This is a genomic window from Roseibium sp. QJM3NY_11 (assembly GCF_056173175.1).
This window is the reverse complement of the sequence record NZ_CM149660.1, coordinates 5,384,753-5,410,684: the sequence shown is the minus strand read 5'-3', so window position 1 is coordinate 5,410,684 and position 25,932 is coordinate 5,384,753. Positions and strand designations below refer to the sequence as shown.

Below are 25,932 nucleotides of genomic sequence, written 5' to 3'. Positions count from 1 at the left end.
CGTGTTGCCGGGTACCGGCCCTGCCACCATGGACTGGACCCTCTCCGTCACGGAACCGGGCACCTTCGGGGTGCCTCCCGCCGCCGGAACCCTGCCAGACCCCGTGCCTGCCACGTTGCCGGGAACCGTGGCCGGTGCCCTCACGCGGGCGGGGCTGTTCGACCCGGACAATCCGGTGCCGCTGCACGGCAAGGACGTCTGGTACGAAGGCCGGTTCGACGCCGAGCCGGGCCGGTACCGCCTGCATCTGGACGGGTTGGCGACCGTCGCGGAGGTCTATCTCAACGGTGAGCCGGTTCTCGAGTGCCGTAACATGTTCCGGAAATTTCAGGTTCCGGTGAATCTTGCTGAGCGGAATGTCCTGACGCTCTGCTTCCGGGCACTGGCGCCTCATTTGACGGCGAAGGGACCGCGGGCGCGCTGGAAGCCTCAACTCGCGACGTCCCAGGGCCTGCGTCTGGTGCGTACCACTTTGCTCGGTCACATGCCCGGCTGGTGCCCGGAGATCCATGCGGTCGGACCGTACCGGCCGATCCGGATCGAGCCGGAGGCCGCAGCGCGGATCACGGAAAAGCAGGTGCTGGCCGATCTCGCGTCCGACGGGCGCGCCCGGTTGACCGTTTCCCTGAAACTGGAAAATTCCGACGCGGTTCCAGTTCTGGAGTGCGCCGGCAGTTCGGCGGAGATGGTGCGCCGGGAGGACGGCTCGTTGGCGGCATCGCTTTGCCCGGCGGGCATCGACCCGTGGATGCCGCACACCCATGGCACACCGGCACTCTACGAAATCACGGTTCAGGCCGGAGACCAGCGGTTCGGGCTCGGAAAGACCGGTTTCCGGCGTCTCGAGGTGGATCGTGGCGAAGACGGCACCGGCTTTGGCCTCAAGGTCAACGGAATTTCGGTGTTCTGCAGGGGCGCGGTCTGGACCAGTGCGGATCTCCTGAATCTGTCCGGCGATCCGGACACCTGTCGTCCGTTGCTGGAGGCGGCCCGCGATGCCGGCATGAACATGCTGCGTATCGGCGGCACCATGATCTACGAGACCCGGGCATTCTTCGAACTCTGCGACGAACTTGGCCTGCTCGTCTGGCAGGACTTCCAGTTCGCCAATTACGACTATCCGGTCAAGGACAACGTCTTTGTCGGCGAGGTGAGGGCAGAGGTCCGCGACCAGCTTTCCGACAGCATGGGGTCTCCCTCGCTTGCCGTTGTGTGCGGCGGCAGCGAGATCTACCAGCAGGGGGCGATGATGGGCCTGCCGGAGAACCGCTGGAAAGGGCCGCTCTGCGAAGAGATCCTGCCCGAACTCGCGGTTGCCCTTCGCCCGGATGTCCCCTACGCACCGAATTCGCCCTGCGGCGGGGTGTTGCCGTTCTCGCCGAACGCGGGCATCGCGCATTACTACGGCGTCGGCGCCTACCTGCGCCCGCTGGAGGATGCCCGGCGAGCGGATGTGCGTTTCGCCGGCGAGTGTCTGGCGTTTTCCAATGTTCCCTGCCGGCAGAGCCTTGAGGAGGGATTGCCTTCGGTCAGGCCCGGGCATGATCCGCGCTGGAAGGCCCGCGTGCCGCGCGACCGGGGGGCTGGCTGGGACTTCGAGGATGTCCGCGACCACTACCTGAAAGACCTTTACGGCGTTGACCCCGCAGCGTTGCGCACCGGCGATCCGGACCGCTATCTCGATCTCGGCAGGGCCGTGACCGGGGAGGTCATGGAAAGAACCTTTGCCGAGTGGCGGCGCGGGGGCTCCTCCTGCCGGGGCGCGCTGGTGTGGACGCTGCAGGATCTGGCCATGGGCGCGGGCTGGGGTGTGATCGATGCCGCCGGCAGGCCGAAACCGGCCTGGTACGCCCTGAAGCGGGCCTTCCGTCCGTTGCAGGTTTGTCTGACGGACGAAGGCACCAACGGGCTGGCCATCCATGTCATCAATGAACGGCCAGGGGAAAAGGCGGTCACGCTCACGCTGACCTGTCTGCGGGACGGACAAGTGCCGGTGGTCTCGGGGCAAAAGGAACTTGTGCTGGCGCCGCACTGCGCCCAGTCCCTCAACGCGGTCGACTTGATCGGCGCGTTTTTCGACGTCACTTATGCCTATCGGTTCGGTCCGCCCTCACACGATGTGACACTGGTGCGGATGCTGGACCGGGAGACGGGGCTGGTTTTGGCCGAAGCGTTTCATTTTCCGCTGGCAGACTCTGTCGCCAGGGTGTCGAAAACGGCGCTCAGGGCGCAGATCACGGCACATCGTGACGGACCACTTGCCGTTCAACTGGCGACGGAGGCGACACTTGCTGCCGTCACTCTGACACTTCCAGGATATGTCGCGTCGGAAAACGGTTTTCACCTGGCGCCCGGTCCGGAGAAGGAGATCGTCTTCAGGCCTGAACGTCCGGACGCGCCCGAAACGGTGCCGGAGCGACTGGAAATCGCCGCTTTGAACATGCAGGGCGTTCTGGCGGTGCCCCTGACCGCCGCCGACGGGTAGGCGCGCAACCCGGGTCCCCTCACGACTGCTTACTTTGCTTTTGCCAGGTCCTGCCCCACCAGATCGCCCAGAAATGTTTCGAGCACTTTTTGAGCCGGTTCGGGGGTCAGGTTGTGATCGGCGTTTTCGACCGTGAACACGCTCATGTTGGGGTAGGCTTTCAGTCCGCTCAGGTCCTGCCCGAAATGAAACTCGAGCAGTTCCAGGCTGCCGTCGCCGGCGCTGCAGAAAAAATGCACCGGAATGCCCCGGTCCCGGAGTTCAGCGAAGATCTCGAGCGCCTGCAGCTTGAAGCGGCCGTGTTTTGTCAGGCGGGGCAACACCTTCGACAGGACCGAGGCGAGTTTCATCCCGCCGAGCTTTGTCATGCCTCGCAGAACGGACCTGATGTTGATGTCGCCGGTGACGAGGCGCTTCAGCGTCCTGGGATCGGTCATCTTCTTGCGGTAGGCCTCGGCGGTCCGGAACCCGAGCCGATTGACATCGACCACTTCGTCAGGATCCCAGATATAGACCAGCGGATTGCACAGAACGACCCGGGAGATGGCCCGGCTGAAACGGGCCGCGTGAAGCGCGGCATGCGAGCTGCTGCAGCGCCCGACCAGTGTGACCGGACCGTCATGGTGTGCGTCGAGCCAGTCCACCGCATCGCCGAAATCGGCAACAGGACCGTCGGAATACAGGATTTCCGAAGCGATCCCGTCCCTGGGCGGACTGTCGCCCACATTGGCCATGTCGAAGCGCACCGTCTCCGCGCCGCCACGCGCCAGTGACCGGCAAATCTTGACCCAGCTCCGGGCCCAGCCGCCATGGTGGTCATAGCCGCCGGTATTGCCGAAAAGAAACACCGGCCTTCCGGCGCGCGCTTCCTTCGGCGAGCTTGAGACGGCGAAGAGCTGTTTGCTGGCCGGTCCGAAAAAGGCGGCGGTTTCGGTGAAACCGTTGCCCGCAAGCGCCGTCATGTCCTCAGGGTTTTCGCTTGCGCCGGTCACCGTCCCGGTCATCGCTCCGGGGGCCGTCAGCGTGCTTGCAAGCCAGTCGGCGATCCGTGACACGGTTTCTTGCGGCACCTTCGAACGCAGCGGATCAATCATCAGGTCCTCGTAGCCGCTGAAGCCGATGACGTCCAGGTCCGGCGTATCGCCGCGAAGGTGCTCCGCGAACGCGGTGTCACTGTCGAGATCGGGGCGCAGGCACAGAAGGGCCGGAACATCGCCGGGCAGGCCCGGTCCGGCGGGTTTGACAAGCGCGAGATCGGTTGCGAGCGGATCGGGCAGGGCGATGCCGGCGATGGAATATTTCGTTCGGGGCAGGCCCTCCGGCTGAATGTTCAACCGCTCGTAAAGGACCTTCGCGCGCAGATCGGTCTCGCGCAGGTAGCGCCTGCCGCTTGTCACCGGCGCGGCTAGGACGATGGCGGAAATGTCCTTGCGGGTCCGGGCGGCGTTCCGCGCGACCACAGCACCGACGCCCAGGCCGAAGAGAGCGATCCGGTCTACACCGGTTGACCGTTCGAGCGCATCGCCAGCCCTGTTCGCGGCTGCGGTCCAGTCGTCGAGACCGGAGCCTTCCGGGGTGTCGAGCGAATCGACCGTGTCCGGATAGTCGAACCGGAGGCTGGCCAGTCCGCGCTCCGCGAGCGTTTCGGCGAGAACGCGATAGAACTTGCGGCTGCACAATTCGTCAAAGCCCCAGGGCCGGCACAGCAACACCGCGCCCTGGCAGGGCACTTCGGGGGCTGGCCGGGTCAGCACGGCCGCGAGCCCGTCAAAGCACAGCGGAACGGACGGGACGAAACTCATCTGGTTGATCTTTCCTGTCGAACGAGCACGCGGAAAACGGCTTTCAGAAGCGGGGTCAGTCTTTTGGGAAGCACAGCGGAAAGCGTCCACAGAAGGACATCCGCATCTTCCTGCGGAATGCAGTTCAAGGCTCTGACTGCTGCGAAATAAACGAGGGCTCCCGCCGGCACCGCCACGAGAAGACCGGTTATCCCGCCGATGCTCCACAGGACCGCATAGGCGGTGATCGCGCATAACGCTGCAGCGGCGAAGCTGCCGAGCAGCCATCTGATGCCGACAGCCAGGTTCAACTGGCGTCCGCAGTAGATCATCAGCACGCTCAGCAGCAGTCCATGGAGAGCGATGCGTGCCAATGCCGCACCGATCAGTCCGGCATAGGGCACCACGACAGCGAATACCGCGATCGAGAGGACCGCGAAGACGGCACTGATCCGGACGATGACATGGCTGCGCTCGCGCGCCATCATGACGGCCCTGGGCACCATTTCCAGGGTGTTGAGAAACGCCGAGCCGACCAGGGTCGCGGCAACGACACGTCCGCCGTCAAACGCGTCGCCGAAGATCATCGGCAGAAGCTCGCTCATCACCGCCGCGCCGCCAAGGCATATCGGCAAGGTGGACAGCCCTATCCAGCGCATGGTGCGCTGATATGTTTTTTCTATACGCTCTGTGCTGCCCTTGTCGTGCAACTCGCCAAGATGGGTCGTCAGGGCGGCCAGCATGTGGCCGGGAAGCTGGGTCACAAGTGCGGCCAGCGACAGTCCGGCGGCGTAAAATCCGAGTTCCACCGGGGAAACGTAAAAGCTCAGGAACAGGTATTCGGTCCGGCCCCAGGCGATCGTGCCGAGCATGCCCGTGAACCAGGTGTTCCTGGCATAGCTGTAGATATTGCTGTCGAAGCGGGTTCCGGGCTCGGGAGCGGACGCGATGTACCTGCGCACCGCCAGCGCTTGCGGCAGGTGGCGGATGGCGTAGCCCGCAAGTGCACCGGCTGCGCCGAACATGAGGGATCCCGCAACGACCGCGGGGATCTGCAAGGCGCTGCCGATCACTGCGAAACGAGTGATTTCCGGGGACCGATGAAGTCCGCGAGAACTTCCTTCCGCGTAGCCGGCGATGGAATAAAACAGGAACACAAACGTGATGATCAGGAAGATCTCGGGAGAATAGACATCTGCCGACGCTTCTCCGGGGAAGAAATAGATGTAGGCCAGCAGCCCGAAGGTGGCGAGGGTCATCGGGATCAGGAACCGCGGCAGCAGGTGCCGGGCCAGCCCGCCGCCGCAATTGCCGGGCCGGTCGTAGCGCAGCATGTAGCGTTGCAAGGTGTTCGGGATGCCGAAATTGGCGATGGTGTAGGCGGTCAGGGCCGCCCAGACACCAAAGGCCACGATACCGGATCCATCAGGCCCGAGCGTGCGCGCAATGATCACGTTGCAGACGAAACCGGCCAGAAGAGAAGTCAGGCCGGCAAGCGTGCTGAAGATGGAAGAATTTACGAAACTGGCCATGGATGGAAGCAATTTGGCGTTGCGGTCGGATGACCCGGGTCGGAGGCTGGTTTACCCTGAAACACCTTAAGGGATTGCCTAAGGTGCGTGGAAAATCGGAATTTGGTCGAGATTCGCACCGCCGGACACGACGCTCGTTCGTCGTCTTTGCGGGCAACGGATCTGGCTGGAACCACACATGACGTCTCCCGCGTTCACTTCATTTAAACCCAAAATACCGTATGGAATTCTATCGGCATAAATGACAGTAACGAAAATGAAAACGATCGCGCAATCCTACAGGTTTTCAGACAGCCTGCTGCTTCGAATGAAGAGGCTTTTCTGGCGGCTCATCTCGCCGCTGCCGGACGGACCGTACCTCTATCTGAAATATGCCTCGATCTACGGCCGGTTCCCCGACACGAAAAATCCACGCCGGTTCTCCGAACTTCAGCATCTGCGCAAACTGCGGGACCGGAATCCGCTCTATCCGGTCATGGTCGACAAGGTCAGAGCGAAGGATGTCATTCGCGATCGGGTCGGGGCGCAGCATGTCGTTCCCACCTATTGGGTCGGGACGGATCTGTCGGAAGTGGACTGGGCCGGCATCGATCTGCCGGCGGTGGTCAAGCCGACGCACGCCAGCAAGTCGGGATATTTTCTGTCCGGACAATCGGACATCGACACATTGATGGCGCGCCGGCCGGAAGCGGAATGGCTTGCCGACGACCATTTCAGGTTCAACCGGGAATGGGCCTACAAGGACGTTCCCCGCCAGATCATAATTGAAAAAAGGCTTGGCCGCCCGGGCAAGGTGCTGCGGGATTACCGGTTTTATTGTTTCAGCGGAAAGCTGGTCCATATCGAACTCCGGGAGCCGAAAGACGGCCTGATGTTCGAGGCGGTCTATTCACGGGATTGGGAATTTCTGGATGTACATTTCGACTGGTATCCGCACTTGAGGGAGCTCATGCCGAGGCCTGCCGCGTTGGACAAGATGATCGCGATCGCGGAAAAGATGAGCGATGGCATCAGTTTCGCCAGGGTCGACCTCTACGACACGGACGAAGAGATCTATGTCGGCGAGATCACGCTTTATCCGAGCGGCGGTTTTGAAACCTTCGTGCCGGACAGCTATGACACCGTTCTGGGTTCGCATTGGAGCGACAAGAGCGCGCTGACGGGCGAGCGTTCCGCGCCACGTGATGACGGGCCGGAGGCGCGCGGATGAAACTCTTCAAGTGGACGGCGCAACCCTTCCTGCCGTCGGCACGCAAGGTGAGCACGCATTTCATCGCCGAGGAATGGGCGCGGGCGGGGCACGAGACCCACATCGCGACGGTCGGCTTGAGCTGGCTTTCAAAATTCAAGCAGGACGCAGTCTACCGTGCGCTGGCAGAGCGGCAGAAAAACCGGTTTCTTGAAATCGAGCCACGGTTGCATGCCGGGGCCTATATTCCGCCCCTGCATGCCTTCAGCTCCCGCAACCGGGTCCTGAACCTTCTCAACCGGCCGCTGTTCCGCATTTACGGCGGATATATTCCCGGCTTCTTGCGCCCCGCGCTGACCTCTGCCGACGCGGTCTTTTTCGAACCTGGAACCTGTCTCAGCTTTTTCCACTCCGCGCGGCGCCTGAATCCGGATGCTGTTTTTGTCTACATCAAGCGCGATTGGCTGACCACGATCGGTGCCGCGCCTTACCTCCAGGAACTGGAACGCCGGATCCTGCCCGAGTTCGATCTGGTCATCACCCCCTCCAGTTCGATTGCCGCGATGACATCGCAATCCTGCCGGACGGAAATCCTGCCGCAGGCTATCGACAAGGCCGCCTTCGACCTGTCGGCACCCTCGCCATACGAAGCCGGCACCAGGAACGCCGTTTCGGTCGGCAACATGCTGTTCGACGAGGCCGCCGTCAGGGCACTGGCCGCCGCCGACCGGAGCGTGACCTATCACGTCTTCGGCGCGACCTGTGCGGGAGACCTGCCGGACAACATCGTCGTCCATGGTGAAAAACCGTTCCTGGAACTGGTTCCCTATATCCGGCATGCGGATTTCGGTATCGCGCCTTACCGGATGCGCAAAGAAGATGTCTATCTGGCAGAGACCAGCCTGAAATTTCTGCAATATGCCTATTGCCGGCTTCCCGTGCTGACACCGGACCTGATCCCGGACAAGCGCGGCAACCTGGTGGGCTATTCGCTCGACGGGGAACAGGACTGGCCCGGCAAGGTCGCGGCGGCCCTGGCCATGGCGAAAAGCGAGTCCTTCGGGGCCGATATTCTCGGCTGGGACGAGGTTGCAGCCGGGATACTCGACCGCGCGGTGGCGGTTGCCGAAAAAACCGCGGCCTGACCCCGGCCGAATCCGGCAATCGCGACGCATATTTTGGGCCAGAACGCCTTTGTTAATCCACACCGGGTATACCGTTCTGAAACGGAATCCGCCGCAAGCAGCCGGGCTCATTCGATGACAATCGCCATTCAAACGCAATCGGAGACCGCGGAACAGCCGGACTTCTCGAAAGTGCATCTGGTTCACGTCGTCCGCCAGTATGTGCCCAGCGTAGGCGGCCTGGAAGACGTCGTGCGCAATCTGACGGCACTGCAGAAGGGGCGTTTTGCCAGCCTGAAGGTGGTCACCCTGAACAGGCTCTTCAAGGAGCCGGACATTGAGCTGCCCGCCCGGGAAGTGATCGACGGTGTCGACGTGCACCGCATCCCTTTCAGGGGCAGTACGCGCTACCCGCTGGCGCCCCGGGTGCTTGCCGAACTTGGCGGGGCGAATCTGGTGCATGTTCATGCGGTCGACTTTTTCTTTGACGCGCTGGCTCTTGCAAGGCCCTGGCATGGCCGCCGCCTGGTGGCGACGACCCATGGCGGTTTCTTTCACACCAGAAAACATGCCGCGTTGAAGACCGTCTGGTTCAATACGCTGACCCGCTTTTCCGCAAGCCGCTACGGGGCGCTTGCCTGCTGCAGCGAGAGCGACTTCCGACAGTTCCGGAAAATCGCCCCGGAGCGGGCCTGTCTGATCGAAAACGGTGTCGATATCGCAAAATTCAGGGCGGCCGCGTCCGAGAAACCGGTCAAGCGGCTGCTGACTCTCGGCCGCTTTTCGGCGAACAAGCGGCCGGACCGGTCAATCGAATTGCTGGCTGCGCTCCGGGCGCAGGACCCGGACTGGATGCTCGACATTGCGGGCATGGAGTCCGATCTGACCCGCGAGGATCTTCTTGCACGTGCCAGGGCGCTTGGTGTTGCCGACAACCTGCGCATACATGTCGGTCTGTCCGATGGTGAAATCCGCGCGTTGATGGGCCAATGCAGCTTTTTTGTCAGCGCATCCGAGTACGAGGGCTTCGGGCTGGCCCTGATCGAGGCGATGAGCGCAGGCCTGGTGCCTGTTGTCCATCCGAACGGCGCTTTCCGCGCGCTGGCCGAGAAGCATGCGTCGATCGAGCTGGCGGATTTTTCCAGGCCGGAGCAACCGGCAGCGGCCATTGCCGCCCGGCTCGCCGCGTCCGGCCGGTGGCCGGACCTCAGAAATACCCTGATCGCGGATGCCGAGGCGTACAGCTGGAAGTCTGTCATAAGCCGCTATGACGCACTGTACCGAAAGGTGCTGCCGGCGTCCGCGGACACCTAGGTCTCCGGCGTATCCTGAAGAATTCGCCTTCCGGCCCCGATTTCCGCCTGTCCAGGGGCCTGGGTCAGGTGAGTTCAGAAGTCGCCCGGCAGGGCCCACCGGGACGCCGGCCCGTCAGGCGTGCTGCTTGTCGAGGTCGGGAGAACCCGTTAACTTGTCACTCTTTTCAAGCGCTTGCGGCAGCAAAGCCTGGAGACCAGCTATAGAAACCGCAGACAAGAGAGATACGGCAATCGCGCTGGTGGTGCTGGCGGCCACGGTCTACAACGCCATTCTGGCGGTCGTGAACGCGCATGTCACCCCTCTCGGCTTCACCGGGGCCGCGGCGACCGAAATGCTGATCCTGCTGACGGCGCTGGTGATCATTGTGAACAGGGGCCTGTTCGAGAAGGACCTGGCACCGCTGTTCCTGTTGGTTGTCACGCTGGTCTTCTCCGTTTACGTGTCGGTCATCAACCGGGCGCCCGTCATCGACTTCTCCCGCAACATGCTCATCGTGTTCTGTTTCGCGGCTCTGGGAAGCCGGGCGGGGCTCAGGACGGTCAAGTTCGTGTTTCTCGCGGCGGCTTCGCTTGTCCTGCTGGTTCTCCTGATGGAAATGTTCTTCGTCAATCAGTATGGCGACTTCTTCTTTCCAGCGCTCTATTTCGAGAACACGCGCGGGCTCGAGCGATCCGGGTATTTCGATACCAAGCTGTTCGAAAACGCACTCGGCTTCGAGGGCCGTTTCAGTTTCGGCCTCATCAATCACAGGTCGTCGTCCATTTTTCTGGAACAGGTTTCGCTCGCCAATTTCGCCGGTGTCCTGATGATTGCGCTGGTGAGCCTCTGGGGGCACTTCACCAGGGCGCAACGGGCATTCTGCCTGCTGACCATTGTCCTGATCCTGCTGACGAACGATTCCAGGACCATGCTGATTTTTGCCTTCATCTGCATTGCGGGCTATTTCGTGTTTCCCTCGCTGCCCAAGATGTTCACGCTGCTGTACCTGCCGATCATTCTATTCCTCGGGTTCATCGTCTACCTGGTGGATCCAGACGCCGCGGGAGACGACATCCCCGGGCGCGTGGTGCTGACGATGTCGAAATTGAGTGAAATGGATTTGCTCACCTTGCTCGGGTTCTCGGCCGAAAAAGCCTCCACCCTGGCGGACAGCGGGTATGTTTACGTGATCGTGATCGGGACCGTTTTCAGCCTCATCCTGTTCTGGCTGTTTGTCTGTCTTTTTCCGGCGGGGAACACCACGGAGCAGCGACGCTTCGGGCACGCCTTTGCCGTATTCATCTTCATGAACATGATGATTGGCGGGACGGCCGTCTTCTCGATCAAGATTGCGGGTCTTCTGTGGATGCTCGCGGGGGCGATGAGGCACTTGCCGGCCCCGCGTCGGGCCGCCGCGCCACTGCGGCCGCAGACCCACTCACAACAGTTCAGGGGTGCGTGATGCTCGTGCAGTTACAGTACGTTCGGGCTATCGCGGCGTTGCTGGTCGTCTACTTTCACAGCGTACTTCAGTACGGGCGGTTCGAACCGGAGGCGGTGTCCTCGACGTTCCTGTTCGGAGAAACCGGCGTGGATCTCTTCTTTGTCCTCAGCGGTTTCGTGATGTGGCTGACGACCGCGGACCGGGAGACGGGCCCGATCGAGTTCTACCGCCGGCGCATCGAGCGCATCGTGCCGCTCTACTGGTTGTTCACGCTCAGCGCGGCGGCCATTGCGCTTGTGATGCCGAGTTACCTGAAATCCACGACCTTCGATCTGCCGCACTTGCTGGCTTCCCTGGTCTTTGTTCCATGGACCAATCCGGCGGACGGTACGGGTCAACTGATCGCCCCGGTCGTCATCCCCGGCTGGACACTGAATTACGAAATGTTCTTCTACTTGATCTTCGGAGCGCTGCTGCTGCTGCCGAAGGCGGTCAGGATCCATGCGCTTGCGGCGGTGTTGCTGGCGCTGTTCGCGGGTTTTCAGCTGTGGCCGGGAGACGGCGTCATAGTGCGTTTCTACGGCAACCCGATCGTGTTCGAGTTCCTGGCCGGGGTGATCATCGCCCGTCTCTATCTGGCCGGCCGGCTGATGCCGTCGCGGCTGGCGGTGGCGCTGGTTCCCCTGGCCTTCGCCTGTCTTGTCGCAGCGGACGGGCTGGACCTGCCGCTGCCGCGCATTGTTTCTGCGGGCGTCCCCGCCGCACTGGCGATCTACGCTCTGGTGTCGCTTGATTTCTCGAGATTCCGCGACGTGAAACTGCTGCATGCGATGGGAGATGCTTCCTACAGTCTCTATCTCAGCCATGTGTTCACCCTTGTCGCGGTACGGATCGCCTACGGCATGGTTCCATTCGACTGGCTGAAAAATGAAATATTGTTCATTTCCGTTTGCATGGTTGCTTCGGTCATAGTGTCCCTGTTGATCTACCGGTATTTCGAATTGCCGGTGGCACGGATTTTCAACGGCAGGCGACGTGGCCAAAGACCGGCGGTGGCCGCCGGCGGTGAACGCGTTTGACGGCCCGGCATCGATTGCAGGGCCGGGATTGATTGCAAGGCTTGAACGAGATGGTGAACGACCCCATACGCATGACCGCGCTGGCCACAGCCGCCGTCTGGATGCTGCAATTGCCTGCGGAAGCGGGCCCGGCGGCCGTCTGTTACAAGGGCGTCAACCTGTCCGGTGCCGAATACGGCGTCGATACCGACAACGTCTACGGCACCAATTACATCTACCCGTCGGAACGGACCGTGAAGTATTTCGCCGAAACCGGCATGAACATTGTTCGGCTGCCCTTTCGCTGGGAGCGGCTTCAGCCGGTGTTCGGCCGTCCGCTCGAGGCAATGGAACTGAAGCGCCTCAAGGAAGCTGTCGAACTGCTGCGGGCCTACGACATGACCGTGGTGCTGAACCCGCATAATTTCGGGTACTACGATGGCAAACGCATGATGACGCCGGACCTTCCGGCCCAGGTCTTTGCCGATTTCTGGATCCGGCTGGCGCTGGAATTCGCCGGTGACGCGGACATCGTCTTCGGTCTCATGAACGAGCCCTATGATATTCCCGCCGAGGACTGGCTGTCGGCGGTCAACCAGGCCATCACCGGGATCCGCGCGGTGGGGGCGGACAACCTGGTACTGGTGCCGGGCACCAACTGGAGCGGCGCGACAAGCTGGCTGAGCGACCGTCCGGGGGGAAACAATTCCAGGGTCATGTCCGGCGTCGTGGATCCTGCCGGGAATTTTGCCTACGAAGTGCATCAGTACATGGACGAGGATTATTCCGGAACGCATGAAACATGCCCGAAGGCCGCCGGTGCCCTTGAGGGGCTTGAACGGTTCACCGGCTGGCTTGCCGAACAGGGCGCCAAGGGGTTCCTGGGAGAATTCGGCGGTTCGAAGGATCCCGCCTGCCTTGCAGGTCTCACGGACATGGTCCGGTTCATGGATGCGAACCCGGATCGGTGGGTCGGATGGACCTATTGGGCTGCCGGCGAGTGGTGGCCGCAAACCGAGGGCAACAACATCCAGCCGGTTGACGGCAAGGACCGCGCGCAGCTCACCGAACTGATGCCGAACCTGCAAACGATCGGCGATCAGGCTTGCGAAACAATAAATTAACTATGTTTCTGCAGGCTGGGCGGGTCTGGGCGCGAGGTCTGTGAATGAGGTCTGCGAGTGAAGTCCGGGAATGAAGTCCGGGAATGAAGTCTGGGCGCAGTGTGGAACCAGGGGGCTCATTTCGGCGTCGAAAAGTCGTCAAAGGGAAAATCTCTCCCGGCGGCTTCGTTTCCTGAATCGGGCATTTTGCACCGAATGCCCGCGCACCGCGTCCCGCTTGGCTCGCTGGCGTCAACAGGGCTCGAAGCCGACCGCGTCGTGTCACAACAGAGAAGTCTGAAAAACGGAAATGAACGGGTACGAAGATGACTGGGACAGCCCGGAATGGGATCATGTCCACGGGCGGCGAACGCCCCAAGGGTCGTCCCGGCGCTCCGGCCGGCGGGAGCGCGGCCGTGACGACGCCCAGCAGGAGCTGGTCAGACTGGCCGGCCAGCGCCGCAGCGGTTCCCGCAAATACGACAGGCAGGTGCCGGAGCCGGGAGATCCTGCCGGACCGGCTGATCCGGATCGTCCGGCAAGGCGGCGGTTTTTCGGTGGCCGTCCGGACCCGCGCAAGAACGGGCCCGAAGCGCTCGCGCCCGAACCCGCCTACCCCGAATCCACCTACACCGTATCTGCATCTGCGCGCAGACAGGTCGCCCGAAATCCGCTGATCGACTCTCGCTATCAGGCGGAAGAGCCTATTCTGGATACGCGCACGATCATCGCCGCTCTTTACGAAAGCCGGCGGATCATCGCCGTCATCGTGGTGCTTTGTATGGCACTGGGTGCTGCCGCGACCCTGATGCTGCCACGCAAATATACCGCAAACGCAAGTCTTTACTTCGATCCGACCCGGCTTCAGCTCAGTTGGGACGGTCAGGCGACCAGCCAGATCTCGCCGCAGACCGTTTCCGCCCTGGTGAACAGCCAGATCCAGATCCTGACGTCGACCACGGTGATGCGCGACGTTGTGGACATGCTGTCGTTGACGGACGATCCCGAGTTCGGCGGCGTGCAAGGCGGCGAGGCGGGCAAATTCGCTGCGGCGGCGTCCGTCGCGGAGGCGGTGACCGCGAACAGGGTCGACGACTCGTTCGTGATCGCGGTCAGGGCAACGACGAGCAGCCCGGAAAAATCGGCCGGCATCGCCAACGCCGCGGTGGAATCGTTTTACCGGTACGAGACAACCACGGCATCCGATCAATATTCGACCATAACCTCGACGCTGGACAAGCGGCTGGAGGATCTGCGTGCCAAGGCGTTCGCCACAGAAAAGGCGGTTGAAGACTATCGTGCCCGCAATGATCTGGTCGCCTCCAAGGGCGTTCTGATTTCGGACGACCGGCTGTCGGCGCTGAACACGGCGCTGGTGGTTGCCGAACAGAAAACCATCGAGGCACGGGCACGTGTTGATGCCGCCAGCCGGCTCAGTCTGCAAGATGCCGTCGCGGGGACGAGCGATACGGAAGTATCCTCCGCAACGCTGGTGGATCTCCGCCGCCAGTATGCGACCGCGGCCGCGCAACTGGGAAGCCTGCGCAGTCAGCTCGGGTCCCGTCACCCATCGATCGGTGCGGCGGAAGCGTCGCTGAGCGGTCTGGGCAGCGAAATCCGGCAGGAACTGAAACGAATTGCGTCGACAGCCCAGACGGAACTGTCCCAGGCTCAAAAGGCACAGGACGAGATTGCCAAGGAACTGACCGCCCAGAAGGCTCTGAAACGCACCAATTCTCCGAACCAGGCGGCTCTCGAGAACCTGGTCTTGCAGGCGGCGACCGCCCGCAACATTTACGAGGCCATGCTGACGCGTACCCGCGAAGCGAACGAGGAATTCAACAGCCTTCAAAGCAATGTCCGTGTCATCAGCCAGGCGGAAGTTCCCATCTACGCGGACGGTCCCGGTCGGTCGACGCTTCTCATCGGAGGCCTGTTCGGCGGAGCGGTTCTGGGGTTTGGGCTTGGCCTTTTCCTGGCACTCGCCCGCCGGCTGATCCGCCATCCCGGGATCCGCTCCTATTTCACGGTTGCCGACTGACCATTCCTGGAACCAGACAGGGGGTCCTGCGTCGCTTGCGGTTGGTGCGCGCAGGCGTCCGGGAGAGTTTTGCCTCAAATCGTCGTTTTCGCATCGCGGTGCCTTGAAATGGGATAACCCTTTCTGCGACCTTGCTTCTTGAACCGTGCGGCGTGCACTCGAACCGCGACCTGATCCCAATTGACCACAGGCCTGGAGCCTTGATGAACAGCGCCGACCTGCAATCCGCTTCTGAAAATGACCCCATCGAGATCGGCCCGTTCGCCATCGCCTGCCTGACATCGGCGGACGCCATCGAACGCGTGAGCGGAGCCGTCCGTCAGCGGCAGCAACTCGACATCGCCATCTGCAACGCGCACACGCTCCTGACGGCGCTGGACAATCCGGCCTATGCCGACACCTTGCAGAACATGACCCTGCTGAATGACGGCATCGGTGTCGGCTTGGCAGGCCGGTTCCTGCATGGCCGGCACTTTCCCGAAAATCTCAACGGCACGGATCTCGTTCCGCGCCTGCTGGCGGAGATCGACATTCCACTGCGCCTGTATCTGATCGGTGCAGGGGAGGCGCAGGTGCTTGGCGCAAGAGCGCATCTGGAGAGCGTCCATCCCAGGCATAAGGTCGTGGGCCATCGCAACGGCTATTTCGACGACAAGGATCTCGCGGACATCTGCGCGGATATCAGCGCGAGCGGACCGGATCTTCTGCTGGTGGCCATGGGCAATCCGCGCCAGGAGTTTTTCATTGCCCGCAACCGCGCGCATCTGGATGTCCCGGTTGCCATCGGTGTCGGTGCCCTGTTCGACTTCATGTCCGGTTCGGTCGCCCGCGCGCCGAGGCTCGTTCAGAAAGCCGGCCTGGAATGGCTGTTCCGGCTGCTGCAGGAACCGCGCCGCCTGTTCCGCCGGTATATTATCGGCATCCCGCGATTTCTCGCCGTGCTCCTGAAACTCAAATACGGCCGACCTGCGGAAAAAGCCTAGGCGCTTCCGTCGAAATACGGCTGAAGCCGGTGCAACAGCGCGCTGAGGCTGTCGACTGTGTCGGCGGGCGGCAAGTGCGGCCGGTCGATCATGAAAACCGGCAGGTTCAGCTGCCGGGCCGCCTCGATCTTGGCAAAGGAACGCGCGCCGCCGCTGTTCTTGGTCACCAGATGGCTGATGCGGTGGGTTTCCAGAAGTTCGATCTCGTCTGCCGCCGCCTGCGCTGGCCGTGCCAGTATCAGGCGCCAGTGATCCGGCAGCACCACGCCGGGCGGCTCGATCATTCTGGCCAGTGCGAACAGATCGCTCCGCTGCGTGAACTGGCCGATTTCCTTGCGTCCGATCGAAAGAAAGACGCGCGCGGCCGGCGGCAGAGCACAGGCGGCCGCGTCGAGCGTGGGGAAGTGTTGCCAGTTGTCCCCGGCTTCAGGCCTCCACGGTGACCGCTCGAGCCGCAGCAGCCGAACACCGGTGGCTTCCGCAGCCGCTGCCGCGTTGCGGCTCATCCGGGCGGCAAACGGGTGGGTGGCGTCAATGAGGAGCGAAACGGCTTCTTCTTTCAGATACGTGCCGAGTCCGTTCGGTCCGCCAAAACCGCCGACCCGCGTCGGCACGCCGAGATCCGGCAGATCGTTGACGGCACCAGCGAAGGAAGCGGTGACCCGGACACCCGGGCGCATGGCCGCAAACCGCTCGGCGATCTGGCGGGCCTCGAACGTACCGGCGAGAAGAAGGATGTGGTCAGGCATTGGCGTCGAACCCGCATTTGCCAAGAACAGTGCCCTGCCGGTCGGTGATCAGCACCTCAACGTCAATCGGTGCGTTCCGCAAGATATGACGGACCGAAGATTTTACTTTCCCCGCAAGCGGACCGCTCAGGTCCAGCCCTTCGGCAAGCGCGTTGTCGAGCACTTCCTTGGCCGTATTGGCGGCGCCGGCGCCGCCGATCAGGTCCGGCGGAGCGCCGGCTTGCCGAAGCAGGTCCTGCAGGAATGCGAAGTCGACGGAGCTGCGGGCCGAATGAAGGTCGAGCGCGCCCTGGGCCAGCTTGGTGAACTTCGCGAACCCGCCGGACAGCGTCAGCCGGTCGACCGGATGGCTGCGCAGGTATTTCAGCAGCCCGCCGGCGAAGTCGCCCATGTCGAGAAAGGCGGTCTCGTCGAGCTGATAGCGGGCCCTGACCGCATCTTCGGAGGCCGAGCCGGTGGCGCCGACCACATGGGTCAGGCCGATGGCGCGCGCGACATCGACGCCCCGGTGGATGGAGGCAATCCAGGCCGCGCAGGAAAACGGTCTGACGATACCGGTCGTTCCCAGAACCGAGAGGCCCCCGACAATGCCGAGGCGGCCGTTCATGGTCTTGAGCGCCAGCTCGCGGCCGCCGTCGATGGACACCTCGATTTCCACATCGCCAGGCGCGCCCGCCGAGGCGGCAAGCCCGGCAATGGCGTCCCGCATCATCTGGCGCGGCACCGGATTGATGGCGGGTTCGCCGGGCGGGATCGGCAGGCCGGGACGGGTGACGGTGCCCACGCCGTCGCCGGCCTTGAACACGACGCCGCTGGCCGCAGGCAGCAGCCTGACGGTCGATGTGATCAGGGCACCATGGGTAACGTCCGGATCGTCGCCGGCATCTTTGGTGATGGTGGCCATCGCCGTTGCGCCGGAAAGGCTGTGCCGGGTCAGAACGAAGTCGGCTGTTCCACCCCGCGGCAGCGTGATTTCCACCGGGTCCGGAAAGGAGCCGGTCAAGAGCGCGCTGTAAGCGGCCTTGGCGGCCGCTGTCGCGCAGGCCCCCGTGGTCCAGCCCCGCCGCAATTCTGTTGGCTCCGGTGTCGACATCAGGCTTCTATAGCCGAAGATCGGCTGCTTTGCCTCCCCTGCAGTGTCTGCGCGATGAAATGTCGTAATCCTGACCTTTTTGAGCGTTGAAGCGCTTGGAGGTTTTCGATCGGGCGGGTAAACAGGAACCATGACGGTCAAGGAACATGATAACTCCCTGCCGGCAGGTTTGCCGGTGTTCGAGCCGGGATGGGTCTGGCTTGCAGGTGCGGGTCCGGGAGACCCGGGCCTGCTGACCCTGCACGCGCTCAACGGCCTGCGTCAGGCGGACGTGGTTGTCTATGACGCCCTGGTCGATCAAAGTATTCTGGACTGGGTGAAGCCGGGCGCATCCGCCGACTATGCGGGCAAGCGCGGAGGCAAGCCGAGTCCGAAGCAGCGCGACATCACGCTGAAGCTGATTGAGCATGCCCGGGCCGGAAAAAGAGTTCTGCGCCTGAAGGGCGGCGATCCCTTCGTGTTCGGCCGCGGCGGTGAGGAAGCGCTGGGCCTTGTCGACGCGGGGGTTCCCTTCCGCATCATTCCCGGGATCACCGCCGGTATCGGCGGCCTGGCCTACGCGGGCATTCCGGCCACCCATCGCGATTGCAATCAGGCGGTCACCTTTCTCACAGGTCATGACCAGACAGGTCTGACACCGGACGCGGTCAACTGGGACGGCATTGCCAGGGGGTCTCCGGTGATCGTCATGTACATGGCGATGAAACACCTGGAAACCATAGCCGGCAAACTCATTGCCGGTGGACGGTCTGTGGATGAACCTGTGGGCATCGTGTGCAATGCCTCGTTGAAGACCCAGCGCGTCCTGGAAACGACGCTCGGCAAATGCTCCGCCGAAACCGAGGCCGCCGGGATCGAACCGCCGGCGATCGTGTGTGTCGGCGAGGTCGTCCGCCTGCGCGGCGGGCTCGACTGGCTCGGCGCGCTGTCGGGCAGGGTACTGGACAGCGATCCGCTGGGGCTGCGCGCAGACCGCCTCTCGGCCGATGCCGGCTGACCGGGGCAAGGGCTTGCCGCGCGGAGTTCTGATTGCCGCGCCTTCCTCGGGCGCCGGCAAGACCACGCTGACCCTGGCGCTGCTCAGGGCCCTGCGGTCCACCGGGTGCTCGGTGGTCTCCGGAAAGTCCGGCCCGGATTATATCGATCCGAAATTCCACGAAGCCGCCAGCGGCGTGCCCTGCATCAACCTCGATGCCTGGGCGATGACGCCCGCCACGCTGCGAACGCTTGCCGCCGGACAGGCAGACGGGCACGATCTGTTTCTGGTCGAAGGGGCAATGGGGCTGTTTGACGGGGCGGCCGGCGGCGGCGGCTCCGCGGCGGATCTGGCGGCGACGCTCGGTCTGCCCGTTGTTCTGGTCGTCGACTGTGCCAGGCAGGCGCAGTCGGTCGCCGCCCTGGTGCATGGCTTTCAAAGCTTCCGCCAGGATATCCGTCTTGCCGGCGTGATCCTGAACCGGGTCGGCAGCGCCCGGCACGAGACCATGCTGCGCACCGCGCTGGCGCCGCTCGATATCGAGGTGGTCGGTGCCCTGCCGCGCTCCGACGATCTGATCCTGCCCGAGCGCCACCTGGGCCTGGTTCAGGCGGGCGAGCACGAGGATCTGGAAGCCTTTCTGAACCAGGCGGCCGCGCATTGCCGGGCCCATGTCGATCTGGCCGCTCTGGAAAGCCTGGCGTTGCCATTGGCCCCCGCCGGTCCCGACGACGTTCATCTTCCCGCGCCGCTGGGGCAGCGAATGGCGGTGGCCCGCGATGTCGCCTTCGCCTTCGCCTATCCGCATCTGCTGGATTTCTGGCAGAGCGAAGGCGTGGACCTGTCCTTCTTTTCTCCGCTTGCCGACGAGGCGCCCGATCGGCACGCCGATGCGATCTATCTGCCGGGCGGCTATCCGGAGCTGCATGCGGGAAAGCTCGCCCGGGCTGATACCTTCCGCACCGCGATGACGCGGGCAGCAGGGTCCGGAAAGCTGATCTACGGTGAGTGCGGCGGTTACATGTGCCTTGGGGCAGGGATGGTCGACGCCTCGGGCGAACGCCACCGGATGCTCGGCCTGCTGCTGCTGGAAACATCCTTTGAAAACCGGCGGCGGCATCTCGGCTACAGGGTCGTGCAGCCGCTCGGCGGACTGCCATGGCAGGGCCCGCTTGCCGCGCACGAGTTCCATTATGCCTCGATCGTTTCCGAAGGACCGGCGGAGCGGCTTTTTGCCGCCGAGGATGCCGAGGGAACCGCGCTCGATCAAATGGGGTTGCGCGCCGGATCGGTCATGGGCTCCTTCGCCCATGTGATCTCTTCTGGCTGACTTAAATTACCTCCAGCACCACCAGCTCGCAGAAGACATCTTCCTTGGTGTGGTAGGGGCTGTGGCTGATTTCAACGGTCCGGGTCTTGCCGCTCTCTTCAAGCTGCTCGACCTTGTCCTTGAAGCCGTCGGCCTCCCAGGCGCTGTCGCGCACGGTCAGGACGACAGGAGCGCCGGGTTTGACGACGCGGATCAGTTCGTCGATGCCGTCCGGGCCGACATGGCCGTTCGTGAACACGCCCGCGCAGACGGCGCCGTCATAGACATTGTCGTCGATCTCGAAGAGCGGCCCGCACATGTCCGCGATGTTGAGCTTGCGGTAGGCCCCCTTGCTGCGCGATTGCTCGAGCATGGCGGGGGTCAGGTCGATGCCGTCGATGGTCAGGTCGAAATTCCGCTTGATCAGTTCGATGCCGACCAGCCCCGTGCCGCAGCCCGCGTCAAGCACGAGCGCCGTCTTGCCGACCCGTTTCGCCAGGGCCTCGGCGGCAATTTCCGGCCCCACATACCCGATGGCCAGCAACAGGTCGCTGTCATAATCGCGCGACCAGTTCTCGTAGAACTCGCGGATGGCATCCGGGTCGCCGCCAAGCGAAACGGCCTGTTTCAAAAGCTGGTTTTCATCCGGCATCGCGGTCTCCTGTCCGATTGGGAAACTGCAGCTTATACCAAGTGTCCCCGATAGGCATCCGCCTGATGGGCTTGCCGAAAGAGAACGCCTGTCGAGACGATGGTCCGAGCCGGAAATCTTCTAGGGTCTGTGGACATTTAGGATTTGGCCTTGGTTTGAGCGCAAATTGCTCCGCTTCAAGAAGCGAAGGCACGGGAAGGGTTATCCCTTTCAAGCTTTCGCGACGCCGAAGGGGGCAATTTGCGCCAAATCCCTTCGGGACCGAAATCCGACACGCGCCAAGGCCGAAACCTAATTGTCCACAGACCCTAGGTTTTCGCCTTCTTCTTCTTCGGCCGGAGCACGTGCACGTGGTCGGCGTCGTAAAGTGCGCTGTCGCGAAAGTCCTCGCCCGGCTTGAGGGCGTGGCCGACAAAGATCAGCGCGGTGCGGGTGATCTTCGAGGCGCGGACCTTGCCGGCGATGGTCGCGAGCGTGCCGTGGATGAAGGCCTGGTCCGGCCAGCCGACGCGGTAGGCGACGATCACCGGGCAGTCTGCTCCGTAATGTGGCGTGAGCTGGCGCTCGACCTCGCGCAGGTTCCGGATCGACAGATGAATGGCGAGCGTCGCACCGCTTTTGCCGAGCGTGTCGAGATCCTCGTTGTTGGGCATCGCGGAGGATTGCATGGCCGTGCGGGTGACGATGATCGTCTGGGCAACCTCCGGAATGGTCAGCTCCGTTTTCAGCGCCGCGGCCGCAGCCGCGAAGGCAGGAACCCCTGGCGTGACATCGTAGTCGATGCCGAGCGCATCCAGGCGGCGCATCTGTTCGGCCGTGGCGCCGTAGATCGACGGGTCGCCCGAATGCACGCGCGCGACATCGAGCCCCTTGCCATGAGCGGTCTCGATCTCGGTGATGATCTCGTCCAGGGTCAGTGGCGCCGTGTCGACCACACGGGCGTCGCCCGGGGCGGCGGTCACGATCTGTTCGGGCACCAGCGATCCGGCATAGAGGCAGACCGGGCAGGACTGGATGAGCTTCAGGCCGCGCACGGTGATGAGGTCCGGGTCGCCCGGTCCGGCGCCGATGAAATGAACGGTCATGTGTTGTCTTCCGTGTCCTGAACGTCCGCCTGGGCGGATTTTTCTTCCGTGGGTGCCGGCTGTGAAGCGGCGGGTGCCGCGCCGGGGGCATCGATGCGCTTTGCGTAGCCGCGCGGCGTGTAGACGAAAGGCTTGCCGTCGCCCCGCATCACCGTTCTTGTATTGGTCGAACCGACCAGAACGGTGGTCAGCATGTCGACGTCGTCGACGCTGAGCGCGTGCAGGCTGGTGACGCGGATGCTCTCTTCCGGCCGGCCCAGATTGACCCCCAGAATGACCGGCGTCGCCGCGGAGCGGTGTTCCAGCAGGATCTCCCTGGCGGCAGCCAGCTGGGTGCGGCGGCGCTTGGAGACGGGATTGTAGAAGGCGATCACGAAGTCACCCTCGGCGGCGGCCCTCAGGCGCTTCTCGATCACCTCCCAGGGCGTCAGCAGGTCGGACAGGGAAATGGCGCAGAAGTCATGGCCGAGCGGGGCGCCGATGCGGGCCGAACAGGCCTGCAGCGCGGAAATGCCGGGTGCGTTGGTGACGCTGACCCGCTTGGCCGCGTCCGAAACGCCGCCATACTCCTCGTTGCGGTGAAGCAGTTCGTAGACCAGCGACCCCATGGCGTAGATGCCTGCGTCGCCCGAGGAAATCAGGGCGACGTTCTTGCCCTTGCCGGCTTCCTCCAGCGCGAACCTGACCCGGTCCTCTTCCGCGCCGAGCGGGAAGTTGTGATGGGTCTTGCCGGTGATATGGCTCTCGACCAGATCCAGGTAGAGCGAATAGCCGACAACGTCCGACGCCTCGGCCAGCAGCCGGGTCGCCTCCGGTGTCCGCCAGTCGTCCTTTCCGGGGCCGATGCCGATGACGGAAAGATGTCCGCGCGACCGGCCCGAGGCCGTGATGTCGATGGTCTTCGGCGATCGGGTGATGGCGCATGTGGCGTTTTCGGTCTTCTGCTTTTCAACCTTGAATGTGCCGAACGGACCGGCGGCCGCCAGCGCTGCCCCTTCCGCCACACCGTAGCAGCCGACTTCCTTGAAAACGACATTGGACGGGTTCTTGAGCCGGGGGGTCTCGCGCTGCAGCTCTTCCGCCGAAAAGACGCGCAAGGGCACGTCGAGATGGCTGGCCAGCGCATTGACCGCGGCCTCGTCGGCCTTCAGGTCGATGGTCGCGACGCAGGCAACAGCGCCCCTGGCGATCCGGGCTCCGGCGAGCTGTGCCTCGACCAGGTCAATCAGTTCCCGCGCATCGCAGCCCCTGGCGCAGCCAACGCCGAGGGCATATTTCTGCGGGTGATAGACAAGCTGCGTCGGGCTGCCTTCCTCGGGATGTTCCGTGACGACCAGGGAGATGGCCGCATCGTCGGCTTCCGTCAGCCTGGCTTCTTTCAGCCAGTCCGCCCGGCCTTCAATGCGCACGGACGCGCCGGACAGGAGTTCGGCCATCACAGGCTTGGCGTCTTCCGGGTTCGCCAGACGCCAGCCGTCGGGCGGCGCGTCCAGCGCGACGCCGAGCCTGGTGTCGCCCGCGGTGGTGATCGCCGCGTGACCACCAAGAGCCTTCGCCAGCAACCGCGCCAGTTCATTGGCGCCGCGGTGTCCACCGAGCAGCGGCACGATGCTGGAACCGTCCTCGGAGACGGCGATCACCGGCGGCTCGGTGGTCTTGTCCGCCAGCAGCGGAGCCAGCGCGCGGATCAGGATGCCACTGGCGCAGAACCCGACGATCGGGTGGCCGGCCTGAAACAGCAGGCGGATGTGGTCGATGGTCTCGTTGAACTGGGTATCGGCGCTCGGCACCCGCCCGGCAAGCCCGTGGATGCGGGCGGTGGAGAACCGCCTCGCGATGTCTTCGGCGGCACCCAGGCCGGCTTCGTTCAGGACGAGAAGGATGGGGGAAGCGTCCACGCTTCGTCTCCCTTGTAAATGAGGATCATGGAAAAATATGGAGCAGTGTCGGTCTCAAGGTCGATGAGCCGGTGAACCTTCTGTTCCGGCAGGCTGGCGCGCTCCACGTAACCGGCGGCTTCAAGCAGCCCCATGTCCTCGAGCAGCGCTTTCAGACGCGGCAGGTGCCGGCCGACCTTCATGATGGCCACCGCCTGGGCCTGTTCGATCCGGCCACGGATGTCCGTGTCCGGCAACGGGCCGGGTATGACCGTCAACACGTCGTTTCGAGCTGTCAGCGGCCGGCGCAACTGGGCCGCGCAGGCGGTGAGCGACGTGACCCCTGGCACGATCTCGATCCTGAACCGGTCCGACAGACGGTCGAACAGATACATGAACGAGCCGAAGAAGAACGGATCGCCCTCGCACAGGGTGACGACATCCTCGCCGGTTTCCAGCACGGCGCCGATGTCACCGGCCGCCTTGTCGTAGATTTCCTGCGCGGGAAACCGGTCGACCCGCATCGGCACGACAATCGGGATTTCCCGGATGCCGGACCCGATTGAACTCGCCGCGATGGAACGGGCGAAACTCTCGCCGGTGTCCGGTGCCGGATAGGCGATCACCCTGGCACCAGAAATCAGCCGGTGCGCTTTCAGGGTCATCAGTTCCGGATCACCGGGGCCGAGGCCGACGCCATAAAGGGTTCCGCTCATGACTTGGTAAAACTCCACTGGGTGACCGGCATCTGCGGACGCCAGCCCGTCAGCCCGCCGACCGCCGATGCCCTGTGCACGGAGAGTTTTTTCAAGGTCCCGCCGAGGCTCGCATAGGTCGTCAGCAGCACCGCTTCGCTTTCCAGCGTCACGGCGTTGGCGACCAGACGCCCGCCGGGTTTGAGCGCCGCCACGCAGGCATCGACAAGACCGGGCGCCGTCAGTCCGCCGCCGATGAAGACCGCATCCGGGTCCGGCAGGCCGTCAAGTCCTTCCGGGGCCGTGGCGTCCTTCAGCTCCAGGTGCGGCACACCAAGTGCCGCCGCGTTTTCTGCAGCCATTCGCCGACGCTCCGCATGAGGTTCCAGGCCGATGGCGGACGTTTGCCGTGCCGCCCGCAGCCATTCGATCGAGACCGAGCCGCATCCGGCGCCGATATCCCACAGCAGGGCGCCGGGATGCGGTTCCAGTTCGGCAAGCGTCACGGCGCGGATATCCTGCTTGGTCATCTTGCCGTCGTGGCGGAAGGCATCATCGGCAAGTCCGGGCACGAGGCTGCGGAAGCGGGTGCCCGGATCGGCGACAACGTCCAGCGCAAGCGTGTGAAAACCGGCGACCGTCTCCGACCAGGTTTCAGCAGTGCCGTGAACGACCCGTTCCTTGTGGCCGCCAAGATGCTCCAGCACACTCATCGCGCTGCTCCCATAGCCTTCGTCGGCGAGCAGGTCGGCCACCTGGCGCGGTGTCTCGGCGCCGCCGGTCAGGACAAGCAGGCGCGCGCCGGGATAAAGCGCGGCGCGAAGAAGATCGACAGGGCGGCCATGAACCGACAGGCACTCGGTGTCCTGGATCGCCCAGCCCATGCGCGCGGCGGCCAGTTGGAAGGCGGACAGGGACGGCAATACGGTCATCTCGCCGGGTTCGAAATGCTTCAGCAGCGAGGACCCGATGCCGAACCACATCGGATCGCCCGTCGCCAGGATCGCAACGCGCCGGTCGTTCAGGTGCGCCAGCTCCTGAAAGACGGTGCCGAACGGGCTGGGCCAGAGGCGCTTCTCCGCCAAAATGTCTCCGGCAAGGTCCAGGTGACGGGCGCCGCCATAGACGATATCGGCCTGGCCGAGAGCTTCCGCCGCGCCGGGCGCGAGCGTGCCGTCCTCGCCAATACCGGCGAGCGTGAGCCAGGGCAGGGTCATTTGTCCACCAGTGTATAGGGCCGGATACCGGGCTTGACGACAAGGCTCTCGGGCGTGCCTGCGGGCGAGGCCGAGGCCTGGCGGGTGCCCCGGGACTGGCTTGAGGTCCCGGCTTCCGCCGGATCGCCGCATCCGCCGTCTTGTACGGCAGGGCCACCCGGCTGCGACAGGAACCCGCGCGAGCGCAGGGGCGTGTCGCGGGCAACCGACTTCAGGGTTTTCTTCGGCGTGTCTTCCGCCATC

At 63.6% G+C, this 25,932-nt stretch carries 21 protein-coding genes; 11 read left to right on the top strand and 10 right to left on the bottom strand.

The annotated features are described in order from the left end of the window. The first annotated feature begins 28 nt into the window (after positions 1-28). Positions 29-2,485, top strand: coding sequence for a glycoside hydrolase family 2 protein (locus AC0VX3_RS24765; protein WP_475522739.1), 2,457 nt, complete (start codon positions 29-31; stop codon positions 2,483-2,485). Positions 2,486-2,514: 29 nt separating this feature from the next. Here AC0VX3_RS24765 and AC0VX3_RS24760 read toward each other — a convergent pair whose 3' ends face one another. Further along, positions 2,515-4,287, bottom strand: coding sequence for a hypothetical protein (locus AC0VX3_RS24760; protein ID WP_475522738.1), 1,773 nt, complete (start codon positions 4,285-4,287; stop codon positions 2,515-2,517). Continuing rightward, positions 4,284-5,798, bottom strand: a complete 1,515-nt coding sequence (locus AC0VX3_RS24755) for a lipopolysaccharide biosynthesis protein (RefSeq protein ID WP_475522737.1) — start codon at positions 5,796-5,798, stop codon at positions 4,284-4,286. Before AC0VX3_RS24755 ends, AC0VX3_RS24760 begins: the two co-directional genes overlap by 4 nt. 241 nt (positions 5,799-6,039) lie before the next feature. Between AC0VX3_RS24755 and AC0VX3_RS24750 the strand changes: the two genes are divergently transcribed. From AC0VX3_RS24750 to AC0VX3_RS24715, 8 genes are all read left to right on the top strand, one after another. After that, positions 6,040-7,008: an ATP-grasp fold amidoligase family protein gene (locus AC0VX3_RS24750; protein WP_475522736.1), complete on the top strand. Its 969-nt coding sequence runs from the start codon at positions 6,040-6,042 to the stop codon at positions 7,006-7,008. After that, positions 7,005-8,132, top strand: a complete 1,128-nt coding sequence (locus AC0VX3_RS24745) for a GumK N-terminal domain-containing glycosyltransferase (RefSeq protein WP_475522735.1) — start codon at positions 7,005-7,007, stop codon at positions 8,130-8,132. Before AC0VX3_RS24750 ends, AC0VX3_RS24745 begins: the two co-directional genes overlap by 4 nt. A gap of 114 nt (positions 8,133-8,246) precedes the next feature. Further along, a complete protein-coding gene (locus tag AC0VX3_RS24740; RefSeq protein WP_475522734.1) occupies positions 8,247-9,425 on the top strand; it encodes a glycosyltransferase family 4 protein in 1,179 nt (392 codons plus the stop codon). Between the two features lie 154 nt (positions 9,426-9,579). Then, a complete protein-coding gene (locus AC0VX3_RS24735; protein ID WP_475522733.1) occupies positions 9,580-10,869 on the top strand; it encodes a hypothetical protein in 1,290 nt (429 codons plus the stop codon). After that, the gene (locus tag AC0VX3_RS24730) at positions 10,869-11,930 is read left to right on the top strand and encodes an acyltransferase family protein (protein ID WP_475522732.1); all 1,062 of its coding nucleotides are present in this window, start codon (positions 10,869-10,871) and stop codon (positions 11,928-11,930) included. Before AC0VX3_RS24735 ends, AC0VX3_RS24730 begins: the two co-directional genes overlap by 1 nt. Positions 11,931-11,980: 50 nt before the next feature. Further along, the gene (locus AC0VX3_RS24725; protein WP_475525244.1) at positions 11,981-13,033 is read left to right on the top strand and encodes a glycoside hydrolase family 5 protein; all 1,053 of its coding nucleotides are present in this window, start codon (positions 11,981-11,983) and stop codon (positions 13,031-13,033) included. A gap of 289 nt (positions 13,034-13,322) precedes the next feature. Further along, on the top strand, positions 13,323-15,053 hold the full coding sequence (locus tag AC0VX3_RS24720; protein ID WP_475522731.1) for a GumC family protein: 1,731 nt from the start codon (positions 13,323-13,325) through the stop codon (positions 15,051-15,053). Between the two features lie 203 nt (positions 15,054-15,256). Then, positions 15,257-16,036: a WecB/TagA/CpsF family glycosyltransferase gene (locus tag AC0VX3_RS24715; protein ID WP_475522730.1), complete on the top strand. Its 780-nt coding sequence runs from the start codon at positions 15,257-15,259 to the stop codon at positions 16,034-16,036. Here the strand turns inward: AC0VX3_RS24715 and AC0VX3_RS24710 are convergent. After that, positions 16,033-16,785: a cobalt-precorrin-6A reductase gene (locus AC0VX3_RS24710; protein WP_475522729.1), complete on the bottom strand. Its 753-nt coding sequence runs from the start codon at positions 16,783-16,785 to the stop codon at positions 16,033-16,035. The two genes, AC0VX3_RS24715 and AC0VX3_RS24710, sit on opposite strands and share 4 nt — an antisense overlap. Then, positions 16,778-17,878 (bottom strand): cobalt-precorrin-5B (C(1))-methyltransferase, encoded by a 1,101-nt coding sequence (locus AC0VX3_RS24705; protein WP_475522728.1) that lies wholly within the window; start codon positions 17,876-17,878, stop codon positions 16,778-16,780. Before AC0VX3_RS24705 ends, AC0VX3_RS24710 begins: the two co-directional genes overlap by 8 nt. A 130-nt stretch (positions 17,879-18,008) precedes the next feature. Here AC0VX3_RS24705 and cobA point away from each other — a divergent pair, with 130 nt between their 5' ends. Both cobA and AC0VX3_RS24695 read left to right on the top strand, forming a co-directional pair. After that, complete coding sequence (gene cobA / locus AC0VX3_RS24700) at positions 18,009-18,875, top strand: uroporphyrinogen-III C-methyltransferase (RefSeq protein ID WP_475522727.1); 867 nt, start codon at positions 18,009-18,011, stop codon at positions 18,873-18,875. Further along, positions 18,865-20,184: a cobyrinate a,c-diamide synthase gene (locus AC0VX3_RS24695; RefSeq protein WP_475522726.1), complete on the top strand. Its 1,320-nt coding sequence runs from the start codon at positions 18,865-18,867 to the stop codon at positions 20,182-20,184. Before cobA ends, AC0VX3_RS24695 begins: the two co-directional genes overlap by 11 nt. A gap of 1 nt (position 20,185) precedes the next feature. On the opposite strand, the gene AC0VX3_RS24690 is transcribed toward AC0VX3_RS24695, so the two are convergent. The 6 genes from AC0VX3_RS24690 to AC0VX3_RS24665 form a co-directional block, all read right to left on the bottom strand. Further along, entirely contained in the window at positions 20,186-20,815 is a 630-nt protein-coding gene (locus AC0VX3_RS24690; RefSeq protein ID WP_475522725.1) for a class I SAM-dependent DNA methyltransferase, read from the bottom strand. A gap of 308 nt (positions 20,816-21,123) precedes the next feature. Beyond that, positions 21,124-21,900, bottom strand: coding sequence for a precorrin-4 C(11)-methyltransferase (gene cobM / locus AC0VX3_RS24685; protein WP_475522724.1), 777 nt, complete (start codon positions 21,898-21,900; stop codon positions 21,124-21,126). Beyond that, a complete protein-coding gene (cobJ, locus tag AC0VX3_RS24680; protein ID WP_475522723.1) occupies positions 21,897-23,798 on the bottom strand; it encodes a precorrin-3B C(17)-methyltransferase in 1,902 nt (633 codons plus the stop codon). The genes cobM and cobJ overlap by 4 nt, the downstream gene beginning before the upstream one ends. Continuing rightward, complete coding sequence (gene cobI, locus AC0VX3_RS24675; protein WP_475522722.1) at positions 23,768-24,493, bottom strand: precorrin-2 C(20)-methyltransferase; 726 nt, start codon at positions 24,491-24,493, stop codon at positions 23,768-23,770. The genes cobJ and cobI overlap by 31 nt, the downstream gene beginning before the upstream one ends. After that, entirely contained in the window at positions 24,490-25,689 is a 1,200-nt protein-coding gene (gene cbiE, locus AC0VX3_RS24670) for a precorrin-6y C5,15-methyltransferase (decarboxylating) subunit CbiE (protein ID WP_475522721.1), read from the bottom strand. The genes cobI and cbiE overlap by 4 nt, the downstream gene beginning before the upstream one ends. Beyond that, positions 25,686-25,931, bottom strand: coding sequence for a hypothetical protein (locus AC0VX3_RS24665; RefSeq protein ID WP_475522720.1), 246 nt, complete (start codon positions 25,929-25,931; stop codon positions 25,686-25,688). Before AC0VX3_RS24665 ends, cbiE begins: the two co-directional genes overlap by 4 nt. Position 25,932 lies beyond the last annotated feature (1 nt).